Genomic DNA, 14,072 nt, shown 5'->3' on the forward strand with positions numbered 1-14,072 from the left:
GCGGCCGTCCCTCCTCAGTTGACCGCGTGGCGATCGGGGATGACCGTCGTGCTCTCGGCCTTCCAGCCGACCCAGATGTCCTCGCCGGAGATCTGCGCGACGTCGGACGGATGCACGAGCGTGTTGAGCACAGCGCCGTCGCCGACCTCGATCGACAGCGAAGTGTGGTTGCCCTTGAACACGCGTTGACGGATCTTGCCCTTGATGCGGTTGACGCTGGTCGGCTCCGCCGTCGAGCAGTGGATCGCCTCGGGGCGGAGCACCACATAAAGATGGTCGCCAGCCTTGGGCGTGAGCCCGCCCTGCTCGGCCTTGATGGTGATGCCGTTCCAGTTCAGCGCCGCGACATCGCCCTCGGTGCCCAGCACCGTGCTGCGCAACAGATTGGTCTCGCCGATGAAGTTGGCGACGAAGACGCTGCCCGGCTTGCCGTAGAGCGTGTTCGGGTCGCCCATCTGCTCGATCTTGCCCTTGTTCATCACCACGATGGTGTCGGACATGGTCAGCGCCTCTTCCTGGTCGTGGGTCACGAACATGAAGGTCTTGCCGGTCTTCTCCTGGATCGACTTGAGCTCGATCTGCATCTGCTGGCGCAGCTTGGCGTCGAGCGCCGACAGCGGCTCGTCGAGCAGCAGCACCTCGGGATCCGGCGCCAGCGCCCGCATCAGCGCCACGCGCTGGCGCTGGCCGCCCGAAAGCTCCGACGGCAGGCGCTTGGCGAAATCCTGCAGTTGCACCAGTTCGAGCAGCTCCGACACCCGGCGATGGATGTGCTGGTTGTCGTGCCCTTGCAGCTCCAGGCCGAAGGCGATGTTCTTGGCGATGCTCATATGCGGAAACAGCGCATAGTCCTGGAACACGATGTTGACGTTGCGCTTGTTGGGCGGCAGCCGGGTCACGTCCTTGCCGCCGAGCAGGATGCGGCCCGCATTCGGCGTCTCGAAGCCGCCGAGCATGCGCAGCGAGGTCGACTTGCCGCAGCCGGACGGGCCCAGAAGCGTGACGAACTTGCCGCGCTCGATGCTCAGGTTCAGGTTTTCGACGGCAACGTGCTTGCCGTAGCTCTTGGTGACGTTGTCGAACTTGACGACGGGTTCCATCAGCGGGTCCTCGCGCGGCGGGTCATGTATTCGGCGTAGAGCCCGACGGCGGCGGTAACCACCAGCACGAGCGTCGCCATGGCGTTGATTTCGGGAGACATGCCGCCCTGCACCTTGGCAAAGATCAGCATCGGCAGGGTCGGACGATAACCGCCCAGGAAGAAGGTGCGGACGAAGTCATCGATCGACAAAAGCACGCAGAAGATCATGCCGCCGAACAGCGCCGGCCACAGATAGGGCAGCGTCACGCGGAAGAAGGCGACGACGCTGTCGGCACCGAGGTCACGGGCGGCGTCGACCAGATTGCCTGGCATCGTGCGCAGGCGGGTGAGCGCCATCACCACGACGAAGGGCACGGCGTGCACCGTGTGCCCCAGGATGATCGCCATCGTTCCCGTCGGCATGTCGACGGTCGAAATGAAGATGCGCAGCGAAATCGCCGAGATCATGCCCGGCACGACCGCCGGCAGGCAGGCGATGGCAAAGATGACGACCTGGCCGCGAATGCCCTCGGCCACGATCAGCATGGCGATCCAGGTTCCAAGGATCGTTGCAGCAAGCGTGGTCGCCGCCGCGATCATGATCGAATAGAGGCAGGCGTCCAGGAACTGCTTGTCCTGCATCACCTGGACGTACCAGTCGAACGTCCACTCCCCGATCGGGAAGGCGATGTAGTTTGCGCCCTTGAAGCTCATCGCCATCATCAGCGTAAGCGGCAGGAGCAGATAGAGGATGAAGGCCCAGTAGGCCGCGGTCAGCGACGCGCGCGGGGCATCGGCAAACATGTTGCGCATCAGATTGCACTCCTTTTGCGTCCACCGACCAGGCGCATGAAGATGCCGGCCGCGATCAGCGCGGTGACCAGCATGATCAGCGCAAAGGCAGCACCCACCGGCCACTTGTCGCTGGCGCCGTGGAAGAAGCCGCTGATCGTTTCGGGGAACAGCACCGTGTTCGGGCCACCGAGCATCATCGGGGTGGCAAAGACGCCGATGCAGGTGAGAAAGACCAGGCAGCAGCCCGACACGATGCCGTCCTTCGACAACGGCAGGATGATCTTGCGGAAGCGCGTGAACGGCCCGGCGCCGAGGTCGGCGGCAGCGTCGAGATATTGTGTGGGGATCTTCTCGATCGCCGAATAAAGCGGCAACAGCATGTACAGGCAGATGAGATAGACCAGGCCGAAGCCGAGCGAGAACGAGGTGTAGAGCATCGGGATCGGCCGGTCGATCAGTCCGATCTCGCGCAGCAGCACGTTGACCGCACCGCGGTTGGCCAGAAGCATGATGACCGAGAAGGTACGGATCAGCTCACCTGCCCAGAACGGCACCAGCAGCAGCAGCAGCGCCTTGGAGCGGCCCTCGGGCCGCACGACCTTGGCGACATAATAGGCAACCGGATAGACCACGATCAGCGTCGAAGCCGTTGCGAGGGTCGCGAATATGAAGCTCTTGATCAGCGGCGAGAAGTACAGCGCCTCGCTGAAGAACAGCCGGTAGTTGGCGAGCGTGAAGTGACTTTCGACGCCCGGCTGCACCGGATAGTGCGACAGCAGGCTGATCTTCAGCATCTGATAGATCGGCCCGATATGGAGCGCGATCAGCCAGACCAGCGGCACGCCGGCGAGCAGGATCAGCCGCCCCCAGCGCGACTCGACCGCCGCCCCCAGCGTGTGGCGGTAGAGGCTCGAATTGACGATTTTGGCTATACGGGTTGAATACCGTGGCACCGCCGCATCCCGCGGCGCGCCGTATCCGGCAGTCGTGTTGCTAGTCACCATCTGACCATCTCGTTGGGCGCAAGCCGACCGGCGACGGCCGGTAGGGCCGGTCGCCGGTCATTGCGCGTTGCAGAGTTCGGACAAGCGCGGCCCCGCCGCCTGTCCCGGAACGTCGCAGCGCCCCGGGACAGGCTCCGGCATCGGGGCCAGGCAGCCTTAGGCCGCCTTCACCTCGGCGGTTGCGCGGTCGATCATCTCGTTCTTCATGTCGCGGTTGACCGACGAGAAGAAGATGATGCGTTCGATCTCTTCCTGCGGCAGGGTCGATGCGAGCTTCTCGCGATCGTTGAGCAGGTCGCCGACGCCGTTGATGGTCGAGCTGTAGCCCGACTGGCGCGTCATCGCAGCACCCACTTCCGGGGTCTCCAGAACGGCGTTCAGAAGCTTGTAGGCGTTCTCGGCATTCGGCGCGTTGTTGACGATGTTGAGCGTGTAGCAGAAGCCGAACGTGCCTTCCTTCGGCACCGACAGCTGGATCGGATGGCCGTCCATGATCAGCTTGGCGGCCGGGCCCGACCACGAGTGCGCCAGGTAGATGTCTTCGTTGATGAACATCTGCTGCACTTCCGAGCCGGCCTCGTAGTATTTGCGGACCATGTCCTTCTGCTTGATCAGGAAGTCGCGCGCCTCGTTGGTCGCCTTCTGCGCAACGTCGGCCTTGTCGACATAGCTGACGAAGTCGCCGTCATGGCCGAGATACTGCATGACGATGGTCATGAAGTCGCTGACGATGTACGAGGTCTGGCCCTTGTACTGCGGGTCGAACATGACGTCCCAGCTCGGCGCGTCCTTCACATAGTCGACGTTGCGGGCAAGACCCTCATAACCGGCCAGGATCGGCAGGCCCCAGAGGTTGCCGTCGACGCGCGCCCAGGGAGCGTCCTGGTAGGCCGTGTTGAGGTTCTTCCAGTTGGCGATCTTGCCGGTGTCGAGCGGCTGCAGCAGCTTGGCGCTGATGAACTGCGAATAGCGATGGCCGGCGACGGTGACGATGTCGGTCGAGGGATTGGCGCCTTCGGCGGTCAGCAGGTTGTACTGCTTGCCCTGGTCGTCGGTGAGGCGGATGCGGACCTCGATGCCGGTGTCCTTCTGGAACTTGTCGAGGAATTCCTTCGGCAGGAACTTGTCGTAGGTGGTGATGTTCAGCACGCCATTCTGGGCCCAGGCCGGGATCGGGCGGATGATATGCGGCATCGCAAGAGCGGCAGCGCCGCCGCCAAGCAACTTGAGCGCTGTACGGCGGCTGGTGATAATCTTGTTCATTATGTTCCCCATTCGAAAGCTGTATTTCATTGCGCGCGGCCGAGACCGCACAATAAGAGGCCGCCACGCAAAGCCGATGGGCAATGCGACCGACAAGCCGGCGAAGCTGTATGTTCAGCGATGATCTACGGAGCGTTTTGGAGCCGGTGTTTATTCCTCCACTCAACCGGCTCTGAATTCCGACATGCCGTCCGCAAATTCCGCTAAACTGGAATTTTTCTGTAAACCGGACGCTTGTCAAGCATTGTTAGAAAAAATCTGTTTGCCCACCAACATTTCATGGCAGGCAACCGCATAGTAGCTGTGGATGAAATACACATGCGTACGGCGCAGCGGGGCCAAGGTCGACGACAAATAGCTGGCATTCAGATGCCGGAATTCAAAAATCACCCGTTGCCGCGCCGGCCCGAGTGCCCCGTTATGATGTCATAGAAATTCATTTTCTCGCCGAGGAAACGAGAGCCTTCGTATGACAGGTGCCCACGGTCGCGATAGATCAGCACGTCGCCGTCCTCGACCTTGCAGGCAATGTCGTCGCACAGAAAATCGCCGATATCGACGACCCGATAGTCTCGTTTCAGATAGTCAAGGAATTCGTTCACCTGCCTGCCGAAGCGCCTCACCTCGGCGCGATCGAGCAGGCAGTTCTCGGCACCGCTCCCCAGCCATCTGGACCGCGCCAGGCAGGCACCTATTTCGCTGCCGTCGCGGGGCGGCGGCGCAAAGATCACCGGGGTTATGCCGTGGCTCACGAACCATTCGAGCGTCGCCCTCATTCGCTCTCGTATGAATTCTGGACTGGCCTGCACGACCTTGCCTCCGTAGAGGACGGAAGGCACGCCATCCAGATATTGGCCGAATGGCGAAGAAAGCACGGCATAGCGTATCGACGGTGTGCTCTCGACGTAGCGTTTCACGCCATCGATGAACGCCTGGCAGTCAGCGGGCCAGCTTGCCGGATATTTGGGCGGCATGATCGGCGCGATGTCGATGAAGGGACCACAGTCGCTCTTGGTGAACTGCACCAGGGCTACATCGGGCTTGGACTGCACGATGCCTGCCACGAGATGCATGGCAAAAGAGTCGCCCCACACGATGACCTCCGGCTTGTCGCTCGTCATGCAAGCCTGTGGCAAAGGCAGTTTGCCTTCACAGCCATCGCTCAATCCGAAATTGATGCGCATGCGCTCGTTGACAGCGCTGGCAAACGCCTTGTTTGGATGACGAAGTGGCAGGCCGTTCGTCTGGTCGGCGATCACGCCAAAGATGATCAACCCGCCTCCTATCACCCCGATCGTTGCAAACAATTGCCTGCCGCTGACGAGACGACGGTTGCGGAAGGGGCGCTCGACGAACCGCCAGGACAAATATGACAGGAGCAATGTCAGCGCGATCAGCAGCAGGTAGATTGACATTGTCACCTCGCCAAACATGCGAATGCGGGCGAAGGCGAACAGCGGCTGGTGCCAAAGATAGACGCTGTAGCTGATGAGACCGACCGCAACGAGCGGCCGCCATGACAATATGCTGGCGGCGAGCGTGCCCGATCTTGCAAAGACAAGGACCAGTGCTGTTCCAGCAACGGGCGGCAGCGCCCACCAGCCAGGGAACGGCCTGTTGCCATCGAGCAGCAAGATCGAAGCGACCACGAGGACCAGCCCGGCAAGGGAGAGCGCCTGCGCACCCAAACCCTGAAGCCATTGGCGATTGGAACCTGCCAGAGCAAGCAAGGAGCCGACGCCAAGCTCCCAGAACCGGGTCGGCAACAGATAGAAATTGGCAGTCGGAGCACGGCTTGCCAGCATGTGGGTCAGCGCGAAACTTGCAACGACAATGGCGCCAACAGTCCAAATCAGGCTGCTGCGTCCGCGCCAGGCCATCAGCAGAAGCGGAACAAGCAGGTAGAATTGCTCTTCGACTGCAAGCGACCAGGTGTGCAGAAGCGGCTTCAGCTCAGCATCGGCACCAAAGTAGTTCGCCTCCCTCCAGAACAGGAAGTTGGACACTGACAGATTGGTCGCAAACAGGCTCTGGCCGTAGTCATTGAACTCGCGCGGCGCCATCCACACCCAGGCAAATGGTATCGTCGCCATGCAGACAAGCAGCAGCGCTGGCGAAATCCTGCGGAACCGCCGCTCGTAGAAACCAAGAAGAGAGAAGGAACCGGACTTGATGTCCTCGACGATCAAGGACGTGATCAGATATCCGCTGATGACGAAGAAGACGTCGACCCCGATGAAGCCGCCCGAAAAACTTGTGAAACCGGCATGGAAAAACAGCACGGGCAGCACGGCGACAGCACGAAGGCCGTCAACCTCGGGACGATATTGCATCACAGATTTCTCTGCCTGGCAGTCGACCCCGTGTTGATAGCGCGCCCCAGGCTTGGCAGCAACGACAGTCAGCTGCCGGAGCCAAACCGATCACGCCTCGGTCGAGACGCTCAGCTCGACCCGGTCGGCGACGAAGCGGGTTTCGGCGTACTGGATCGGCACGCCCTCGGCATCGACATTGACGGCGACTGCGACGAGCACGATGGCGCCGGCAGATAGCTTGAGGTCGGCGAGGTCGGCGGCGTCGGCATGGCGGGCCGAAACAAGCGTCGACTTGCGGAAATAGTCCTCGATGCCATAGCGCTGGAAGCTGAGCGTGATCGAGCCGGTTTCGGCATAGGTTTCGGCATAGCCGGTAAACCGCGCCGCGTCGAACCAGCTGGTGGCGCGCGACACCGGGCGTTCGTCGGCCTCGCTCAGCGTCTCCAGCCGGACCACAGGCGCGCCCTCGGCGAGGCTTAGTCCCTCGGCCACACGCCGCGCCGCCGGCTCCACGGCATGGGCGAGAAGATTGCTGCGCCGGTCGCGCGTCTGGCCGCGCAGACCGGTGGAGAAGCGGGTGCGCGCCGAGATCGGATAGGACAGCTTCTGGCGGCTTTCGACGAAGGTGCCCCTGCCCTGCTCGGCCCTGAGCACACCTTCCTGCACCAGTGCCGCAATGGCGCTGCGCAGCGTGTGCCTGTTCACGCCGAAGCGCTCGGACAGGACCATTTCAGGCGGCAGCTTGCCGTCGGCGCCCAAGGTGCCGGCCGATATCGCCTGTCTGATCTGGTCGGCGATCTGGCGCCACAGCGCCACCCCGCTCTTGCGCGTCACCGCCTGTTTTTGTCCCTGCCCGATCAAATCCGCCGTCCCTGCCTTGCCACCTGTCATGTGCCCGTCACGGAGCGTCGCTACAAGCCCATTGTATGTTGTTCGTTTGTATAGAACAATAGACAAATACACGAACGGAGCGGCGATGAAGATGGACCGACGGCAAGAAAGAGAACTGGAGGCTCAGCGCAAGGCTGCCATGGCGGCGCTTTCGCTGGCGCCAGTGGACGAGTTGAAGCGGCTGTGCGCGGCAGCCGGCATTTCAGGCGAAGCCGAGATGCTGCGCGGGCCGGAGACGGGCCTGGTGTCGGTGCGCGGACGCATCGGCGGCGGCGGCGCGCCCTTCAATTTCGGCGAGGCAACCGTGACCCGCGCCACGGTGCGCCTGGCCACCGGCGAGATCGGCCATGCCTATGCGCTCGGCCGCGACAAGGAGAAGGCCAGGCTTTCGGCCATAACCGATGCGCTCTGGCAGAACCCGGCCCGCCGCGCCGAGGTCGAGGACAAGATTCTTGCCCCCCTGCGTGCAGCCCAGATCGAGGCCGATGCCACGCGGCGCGCCGAGACGGCGGCCACCAAGGTCGACTTCTTCACCATGGTTCGCGGAGAGGATTGATGGAACAGATGGACGTTATCGACGGCGGTTTTACCGCTCCCGTTTTCGACGCGCAGACGGTTTTCCGCGCCGTCATGGACGCCATGGCGCGACCGGGCACGATCCAGCCGGTTGCGGCACGGGCCCAGCCGCCAGCGCCGCTGTCGGCGACTGCGGGCGCTGTGGCGCTCACCCTGTGCGACCACGACGCGCCGCTCTGGCTCGACACCGGCCTCCAGGCTTCGGCGGCCAGATCCTGGCTCGCCTTCCACAGCGGCGCGCCGCTGGCGGCAACGGCAGCGGATGCGCATTTCGCCCTCGTCGCCAATCCGGCGACGCTGATCGCTTTCGAGAACTTTGCTCAGGGCACGCAGGAATATCCTGATCGGTCGACGACGCTGATCCTGCAGGTCGAAAGCCTGACCGCAGGCGAGCCGCTCCAGCTCAAAGGCCCCGGCATCGAGACGACGGCCACGATCGCGCCGACGCCACTGCCGCGCCATTTCGTCGAGCAGTGGAAGCAGAACGGCGCCCGCTTCCCACGCGGCGTCGACGTCATCCTGGCGGCGCCCGATGCGGTCGCCTGCCTGCCCCGAACCACGAGCATCAAGACGATGGAGGCCTGATATGTATGTTGCTGTCAAAGGCGGCGAAACAGCCATCGCCAACGCCCATCGCCTGCTCGCCGACCGTCGTCGCGGCGACCGCTCGGTGCCCGCGCTGCGCATCGACCAGATCGTCGAACAGCTGGCGCTCGGCATCGACCGCGTCATGGCTGAAGGCTCGCTCTACGACCGCGAGCTTGCTGCCCTTGCCGTCATGCAGTCGCGCGGCGACCTGATCGAGGCGATCTTCCTCGTCCGCGCCTACCGCACAACCTTGCCGCGCTTCGGCTACACCCGGCCGATCGACACTGCCGCCATGCAGGTCGAGCGCCGGGTGTCGGCCACCTACAAGGACCTTCCCGGCGGCCAGCTGCTCGGCCCGACCTTCGACTACACCCACCGCCTGCTCGATCCGGAACTGGAGAACGACCCTGCCATTGCAGAGCCAGAGCAGCGCGAGGGCGACGGCCAGCGCATGGCGCGCGTGTCCGAGATCCTCGCCCATGAAGGCCTGATCGAGGCCGACGGCGAGCTGCCCGAGGACCACCTCACCGGCGACATCACCCGCGAGCCGCTTGAATTCCCGATGGAACGCGACATCCGCCTCCAGGCGCTGTCGCGCGGCGACGAGGGTTTTCTGCTTGCCCTCGGCTACTCGACCCAGCGCGGTTATGGCCGCAGCCATCCCTTCGTCGGCGAGGTCCGCATCGGCGAGGTCGAGCTGGAACTCGACGTGCCGGAACTGCCGTTCCCCGTCACGCTCGGCCGCATCCGCGTCACCGAGTGCCAGATGGTCAACCAGTTCAAGGGCTCGGCCAAGGCGCCACCGCAGTTCACCCGCGGTTACGGCCTGGTCTTCGGCCAGTCGGAACGCAAGGCAATGGCCATGTCTTTGTGCGACCGGGCGCTGCGCGCCGGCGAGCTGGGAGAAGACATCACCGCACCGGCCCAGGACGAGGAGTTCGTCATTTCGCACTCCGACAACGTCCAGGCGACCGGCTTCGTCGAGCACCTGAAGCTGCCGCATTATGTCGACTTCCAGGCCGAGCTCGACCTCGTCCGCCGCATGCGCTCGGAGCACGAAAAGCGCAACCAACCAACCGACACCGACCAGCGCGAGGCGGCAGAATGACCACCGCAGCACCAGACATCGCAACCTACAACTTCGCCTATCTCGACGAGCAGACCAAAAGGATGATCCGCCGGGCCATCCTCAAGGGCATCGCCATTCCCGGCTACCAGGTGCCGTTCGCATCCCGCGAAATGCCGATGCCCTATGGCTGGGGCACCGGCGGCGTGCAGGTGACGGCCGCCATCATCGGTCCCGACGACGTGCTCAAGGTCATCGACCAGGGCGCCGACGACACCACCAATGCGGTCTCGATCCGCGCCTTCTTCCAGAAGGTCGCCGATGTCGCTGTTACCACCGAGACGGCCAAGGCGACGATCATCCAGACCCGCCACCGCATCCCGGAGTATCCGCTGACCGAGGGCCAGACGCTGGTCTACCAGGTGCCGATCCCCGAGCCGCTGCGCTTCCTCGAACCGCGCGAGACCGAAACGCGCAAGATGCACGCGCTTGAGGAGTATGGCCTGATGCACGTCAAGCTCTACGAGGACATCGCCAGGCACGGCCGCATCGCCACGACCTACGCCTATCCGGTCAAGGTCGAGGGCCGCTATGTGATGGACCCCTCGCCGACGCCGAAATTCGACAATCCGAAGATGCACATGTCGCCCGCACTCCAGCTGTTCGGCGCCGGCCGCGAGAAGCGCATCTACGCCGTGCCGCCCTTCACCAAGGTCGTCAGCCTCGACTTCGAGGATCATCCTTTCGAGATCCAGACCTTCGACCAGCCCTGCGCCCTGTGCGGGGCCGAGCAGGTCTATCTCGACGAGGTCATCCTCGATGACAAGGGCGGCCACATGTTCGTCTGTTCCGACACCGACCATTGCGAGACACGCCAGGCCTGCGGCCACCGCGGCCACCTCTCGCCTGAAATCCTGGAGCCCGCACAATGACCGACGAACCGCTTCTGCGCGTCACGGCGCTGTCCAAATATTACGGCTCGCGCATCGGCTGCGAGGACATCTCCTTCGATCTCTGGCCCGGCGAAGTGCTGGCCATCGTCGGTGAATCGGGCTCGGGCAAGACCACCTTGCTCAACTGCCTGTCGACGCGGCTGCTGCCGACGTCGGGCACTGCAAGCTACCGCATGCGCGACGGCCAGTGGCGCGACCTCTACCGCATGAGCGAGGCAGAGCGCCGCTTCCTGATGCGCACCGACTGGGGCTTCGTCCACCAGAACCCGGCCGACGGGTTGCGCATGACGGTGTCGGCCGGCGCCAATGTCGGCGAACGGCTGATGGCCATCGGCGACCGCCACTATGGCAACATCCGTGCAACCGCAATCGACTGGCTCGGCCGCGTCGAGATCGATGAGCAGCGCATCGACGACGAGCCGCGCGCCTTCTCCGGCGGCATGCGCCAGCGCCTGCAGATCGCCCGCAACCTCGTGACCGGCCCGCAGCTGGTGTTCATGGACGAACCGACCGGCGGTCTCGACGTATCGGTACAGGCGCGCCTGCTCGACCTTTTGCGCGGGCTGGTCACCGATCTCGGGCTGGCGGCCATCGTCGTCACCCACGACCTCGCTGTCGCCCGGCTTCTGTCGCAGCGCATGATGGTGATGAAGGACGGCCACGTCGTCGAAGCCGGTCTCACCGACCGCGTGCTCGACGATCCGCGCGCGCCCTACACCCAGCTCCTCGTCTCCTCCATCCTTCAGGTCTGAGCATGATCCCGAAAAGTGGTTCCCGGTTTTCAGACAAGATCATGCTCTCAAAGGAAAGGCTGTAACCATGGCCACGCCACTCATCGTCTCGGAGGTCGCCAAGGCCTTCACCATGCACCTGCGCGGCGGCATCCGCCTGCCCGTGGTCGCCAATGTCTCGTTTTCGGTCCGGGCAGGCGAATGCGCCGTGCTCGGCGGTCCGTCGGGCGCCGGCAAGAGCTCGATCCTGAAGATGGTCTACGGCAATTACGGCGTCGACCAGGGCCAGATCATCGTCGAGCACCACGGCCAGCTGGTCGATCTCGCCACCGCCAATCCGCGCACGGTGCTTTCGGTGCGCCGCGACACCATCGGCTATGTCAGCCAGTTCCTGCGCACCGTGCCGCGCGTCTCGGCGCTCGACGTCGTCGCAGAGCCGCTGGTTGCCCGCGGCACCGAACGCTCGGAGGCACATGCCCGCGCCTCGGAACTGCTTGGCCGGCTGAACCTGCCAGAACGCCTGTGGAGCCTGCCGCCGGCCACCTTCTCCGGCGGTGAGCAGCAGCGCGTCAACATCGCCCGCGGCTTCATCACCGACCATCCGGTGCTCCTGCTCGACGAGCCGACGGCCTCGCTCGACGCCACCAACCGCGAGGTGGTGATCGGCCTGATCGAGGAGAAGAAGCTGAAGGGCACAGCCCTGCTCGGCATCTTCCACGACGCCGACGTGCGCGAGGCGGTCGCCGACCGCATCATCGACGTCACCGCCTTCGCCGCCGGAAAGGTTGCAGCATGAGCCGCAAGCTGTCCGAACAGCCCTGGATCCATCCGTCGGCCGAGGTGACGCAGTCGACGCTCGGTCGCTGGACCGAGGTCTCCGAGCGCACCCGCATCAGCGAGAGCTCGCTTGGCGACTATTCCTACGTCATGCAGGACTGCAGCCTGTGGTGCACCACGGTCGGCAAATTCTCCAACATCGCAGCCGCCGTGCGCTGCAACGCCACCAACCACCCAACCTGGCGGCCGACGTTGCACCACTTCACCTACCGCGCGTCGGACTATTGGGAGGACGCCAGCCACGAGACCGAGTTCTTCGAATGGCGCCGTTCCAACGCGGTGACCATCGGCCATGACACCTGGCTCGGCCATGGCTCGACGGTGCTGCCGGGCGTCACCGTCGGCGACGGTGCTGCGGTTGGCTCGGGCGCGGTCGTCACCAAGGACGTTGCGCCTTACACCATCGTCGCCGGCGTGCCAGCCAGGCCGCTGCGCGAACGCTTCGACCGTAAGACCGCCGAGCGCTTCCAGGCGCTCGCCTGGTGGGACTGGGATCATGCCAGACTGCGCGTCGCCCTCGACGACTTCCGCAATCTCTCAGCGGAAGAATTTCTGGAAAAGCACGACGGCTGAGGTCACCCCGCCAGGAAGAACTGGATCGCGATCATGTTGACCAGGTCGACGAAAAACGCCGAGACCAGCGGCAGGATGATGAAGGCGTTCGGTGACGGGCCATAGTGCTTTGTCACCGCCGTCATCGAGGCAATCGCGGTGGGCGTGGCGCCAAGCGAAAGGCCGGTGAAGCCGGCGCTCAGCACTGCCGCCTGATAGTCCCGGCCCAAAAGCGGGAACAGCACGATCAGGATGAAGGCGACCGCGAGCAGCGCCTGCATGGCGACCACGACCAGCAGCGGGCCCGCGACCCCGGCAAGCGTCCAAAGCTGCATGCTCATCAGCGACATGGCGAGGAAGGCCGAGAGCGAATAGTCCGAGATCAACGACATCGCCGGCGAACGCGCCGGCCAGGGCAGGCGCGGAAACAGGTAGGGGATCGTGTTCGACAGAATCACCCCCATGATCAGGCACGGCACGAACAGCGGCAGCTTCACGCCCATCGCCGTAACCGGCCCGTGAACCAGATAGCCGAGCACCACGGCTATGTTGACCAGCAGAACCGCCTGCATGAAATTCGACTTGTCGATAGGTACAGCCTCCGCCTGAGCGACAGCCGCTTCCGCGTCAGACCCGCTATTGCGCGTTGTCAGCTTGCCGCGCTCGATGAGGAATTTTGCCACAGGACCGCCAAGGACGCTGGCGACGATCAGCCCTAGCGTCGCAGCAGCGGTCCCGACTTCCAGCGCGGCCGGAAAGCCGTGTTCGGCCGCGATCGCAGGCGCCCAGGCAATCGTGGTGCCATGGCCGCCGACAAAGGCGATCGACCCCATGATGACGCCTGCGGCGGAAGGCAGTCCGAACAGCCAGGCCCCGAGCGTGCCGACGCCATTTTGCAGGAACACGAAAAGCACCGTCAGCACGCACAGCACCGCGAGAGCCCGCCCGCCAACCCAAAGGTCGGCCAGCCGCGCATTGACGCCGACGGTGGCAAAGAAGATGACCAGCAGCCTGTCGCGCGTGGTCATCTCGAAGACGATCTCCATCCCCGACAGCTTGTAAAACGCCCACACGGCCGCGGCCGCCAGAAACCCGCCGGTGACCGGCTCGGGGATGTTGTAGTTGCGCAGGAAGGCAACGTGGCGGTTGAGCAGAACGCCGACGAAGTAGACGACGATGCCGAGCGTGAGCGTCAGGAAATCGGGCGAAACGAGAACATTGTCGGCCATGGCCATCCGAGCTTCGCTTGGACACCGGGCAACCGGTGCCGGGTCGGACGATCCCGATCTCCCCTGGCCCTCAACCTTGCCTAGAATAATTTCGAGAGCAATCGGAATTGCGGCGCCAGAGAGGAGGCCACCTTTCAAAACAAGACGCCCGCGGCCGCCCCTTCAAGGGGCAAGACCGCGGGCGTCATTCA

Annotated in this window: 14 protein-coding genes; 7 read left to right on the forward strand and 7 right to left on the reverse strand. The window is 63.9% G+C overall.

The window, feature by feature from the left end:
- Positions 1-14 precede the first annotated feature (14 nt).
- The 6 genes from B015_RS0118225 to phnF form a co-directional block, all read right to left on the reverse strand.
- Positions 15-1,100: an ABC transporter ATP-binding protein gene (locus B015_RS0118225; protein ID WP_018429169.1), complete on the reverse strand. Its 1,086-nt coding sequence runs from the start codon at positions 1,098-1,100 to the stop codon at positions 15-17.
- Entirely contained in the window at positions 1,100-1,894 is a 795-nt protein-coding gene (locus B015_RS0118230; protein WP_018429170.1) for an ABC transporter permease, read from the reverse strand. The genes B015_RS0118225 and B015_RS0118230 overlap by 1 nt, the downstream gene beginning before the upstream one ends.
- Positions 1,894-2,829, reverse strand: coding sequence for an ABC transporter permease (locus tag B015_RS0118235; protein ID WP_026227441.1), 936 nt, complete (start codon positions 2,827-2,829; stop codon positions 1,894-1,896). Before B015_RS0118235 ends, B015_RS0118230 begins: the two co-directional genes overlap by 1 nt.
- Positions 2,830-3,036: 207 nt before the next feature.
- Positions 3,037-4,143: an extracellular solute-binding protein gene (locus B015_RS0118240; protein ID WP_018429172.1), complete on the reverse strand. Its 1,107-nt coding sequence runs from the start codon at positions 4,141-4,143 to the stop codon at positions 3,037-3,039.
- Positions 4,144-4,529: 386 nt separating this feature from the next.
- Positions 4,530-6,476, reverse strand: coding sequence for an acyltransferase family protein (locus B015_RS31195; RefSeq protein ID WP_018429174.1), 1,947 nt, complete (start codon positions 6,474-6,476; stop codon positions 4,530-4,532).
- A gap of 90 nt (positions 6,477-6,566) precedes the next feature.
- Positions 6,567-7,349, reverse strand: a complete 783-nt coding sequence (gene phnF, locus B015_RS0118255) for a phosphonate metabolism transcriptional regulator PhnF (RefSeq protein WP_018429175.1) — start codon at positions 7,347-7,349, stop codon at positions 6,567-6,569.
- Between the two features lie 85 nt (positions 7,350-7,434).
- On the opposite strand from phnF, the gene phnG reads away from it, so the two are divergent.
- The 7 genes from phnG to B015_RS0118290 all read left to right on the forward strand — a co-directional run bounded on the left by phnG (position 7,435) and on the right by B015_RS0118290 (position 12,673).
- Positions 7,435-7,905, forward strand: a complete 471-nt coding sequence (gene phnG / locus B015_RS0118260; RefSeq protein WP_026227443.1) for a phosphonate C-P lyase system protein PhnG — start codon at positions 7,435-7,437, stop codon at positions 7,903-7,905.
- Between the two features lie 8 nt (positions 7,906-7,913).
- The gene (gene phnH / locus B015_RS0118265) at positions 7,914-8,510 is read left to right on the forward strand and encodes a phosphonate C-P lyase system protein PhnH (protein WP_026227444.1); all 597 of its coding nucleotides are present in this window, start codon (positions 7,914-7,916) and stop codon (positions 8,508-8,510) included.
- A gap of 1 nt (position 8,511) precedes the next feature.
- Positions 8,512-9,621 (forward strand): carbon-phosphorus lyase complex subunit PhnI, encoded by a 1,110-nt coding sequence (locus B015_RS0118270; protein WP_018429178.1) that lies wholly within the window; start codon positions 8,512-8,514, stop codon positions 9,619-9,621.
- A complete protein-coding gene (locus B015_RS0118275) occupies positions 9,618-10,511 on the forward strand; it encodes an alpha-D-ribose 1-methylphosphonate 5-phosphate C-P-lyase PhnJ (protein WP_018429179.1) in 894 nt (297 codons plus the stop codon). Before B015_RS0118270 ends, B015_RS0118275 begins: the two co-directional genes overlap by 4 nt.
- The gene (phnK, locus tag B015_RS0118280; protein WP_018429180.1) at positions 10,508-11,284 is read left to right on the forward strand and encodes a phosphonate C-P lyase system protein PhnK; all 777 of its coding nucleotides are present in this window, start codon (positions 10,508-10,510) and stop codon (positions 11,282-11,284) included. The genes B015_RS0118275 and phnK overlap by 4 nt, the downstream gene beginning before the upstream one ends.
- A gap of 67 nt (positions 11,285-11,351) precedes the next feature.
- On the forward strand, positions 11,352-12,059 hold the full coding sequence (phnL, locus tag B015_RS0118285; protein ID WP_018429181.1) for a phosphonate C-P lyase system protein PhnL: 708 nt from the start codon (positions 11,352-11,354) through the stop codon (positions 12,057-12,059).
- On the forward strand, positions 12,056-12,673 hold the full coding sequence (locus B015_RS0118290; protein WP_018429182.1) for a DapH/DapD/GlmU-related protein: 618 nt from the start codon (positions 12,056-12,058) through the stop codon (positions 12,671-12,673). The genes phnL and B015_RS0118290 overlap by 4 nt, the downstream gene beginning before the upstream one ends.
- Before the next feature lie 2 nt (positions 12,674-12,675).
- Here B015_RS0118290 and gltS read toward each other — a convergent pair whose 3' ends face one another.
- Positions 12,676-13,881 (reverse strand): sodium/glutamate symporter, encoded by a 1,206-nt coding sequence (gene gltS / locus B015_RS0118295; protein WP_026227445.1) that lies wholly within the window; start codon positions 13,879-13,881, stop codon positions 12,676-12,678.
- Between the last annotated feature and the right edge of the window lie 191 nt (positions 13,882-14,072).

Source organism: Hoeflea sp. 108, from assembly GCF_000372965.1.
In the GTDB taxonomy this organism is placed as follows: Bacteria; Pseudomonadota; Alphaproteobacteria; order Rhizobiales; family Rhizobiaceae; genus Aminobacter.

Coding starts and splice junctions, on each gene's coding strand:
- B015_RS0118225 (WP_018429169.1), bottom strand. CDS start 1,100: ATGGAACCCGTCGTCAAGTTCGACAACGTCACCAAGAGCTACGGCAAG.
- B015_RS0118230 (WP_018429170.1), bottom strand. CDS start 1,894: ATGCGCAACATGTTTGCCGATGCCCCGCGCGCGTCGCTGACCGCGGCC.
- B015_RS0118240 (WP_018429172.1), bottom strand. CDS start 4,143: ATGAACAAGATTATCACCAGCCGCCGTACAGCGCTCAAGTTGCTTGGC.
- B015_RS31195 (WP_018429174.1), bottom strand. CDS start 6,476: ATGCAATATCGTCCCGAGGTTGACGGCCTTCGTGCTGTCGCCGTGCTG.
- phnF (WP_018429175.1), bottom strand. CDS start 7,349: ATGACAGGTGGCAAGGCAGGGACGGCGGATTTGATCGGGCAGGGACAA.
- phnG (WP_026227443.1), top strand. CDS start 7,435: ATGAAGATGGACCGACGGCAAGAAAGAGAACTGGAGGCTCAGCGCAAG.
- phnH (WP_026227444.1), top strand. CDS start 7,914: ATGGACGTTATCGACGGCGGTTTTACCGCTCCCGTTTTCGACGCGCAG.
- B015_RS0118270 (WP_018429178.1), top strand. CDS start 8,512: ATGTATGTTGCTGTCAAAGGCGGCGAAACAGCCATCGCCAACGCCCAT.
- B015_RS0118275 (WP_018429179.1), top strand. CDS start 9,618: ATGACCACCGCAGCACCAGACATCGCAACCTACAACTTCGCCTATCTC.
- phnK (WP_018429180.1), top strand. CDS start 10,508: ATGACCGACGAACCGCTTCTGCGCGTCACGGCGCTGTCCAAATATTAC.
- phnL (WP_018429181.1), top strand. CDS start 11,352: ATGGCCACGCCACTCATCGTCTCGGAGGTCGCCAAGGCCTTCACCATG.
- B015_RS0118290 (WP_018429182.1), top strand. CDS start 12,056: ATGAGCCGCAAGCTGTCCGAACAGCCCTGGATCCATCCGTCGGCCGAG.
- gltS (WP_026227445.1), bottom strand. CDS start 13,881: ATGGCCGACAATGTTCTCGTTTCGCCCGATTTCCTGACGCTCACGCTC.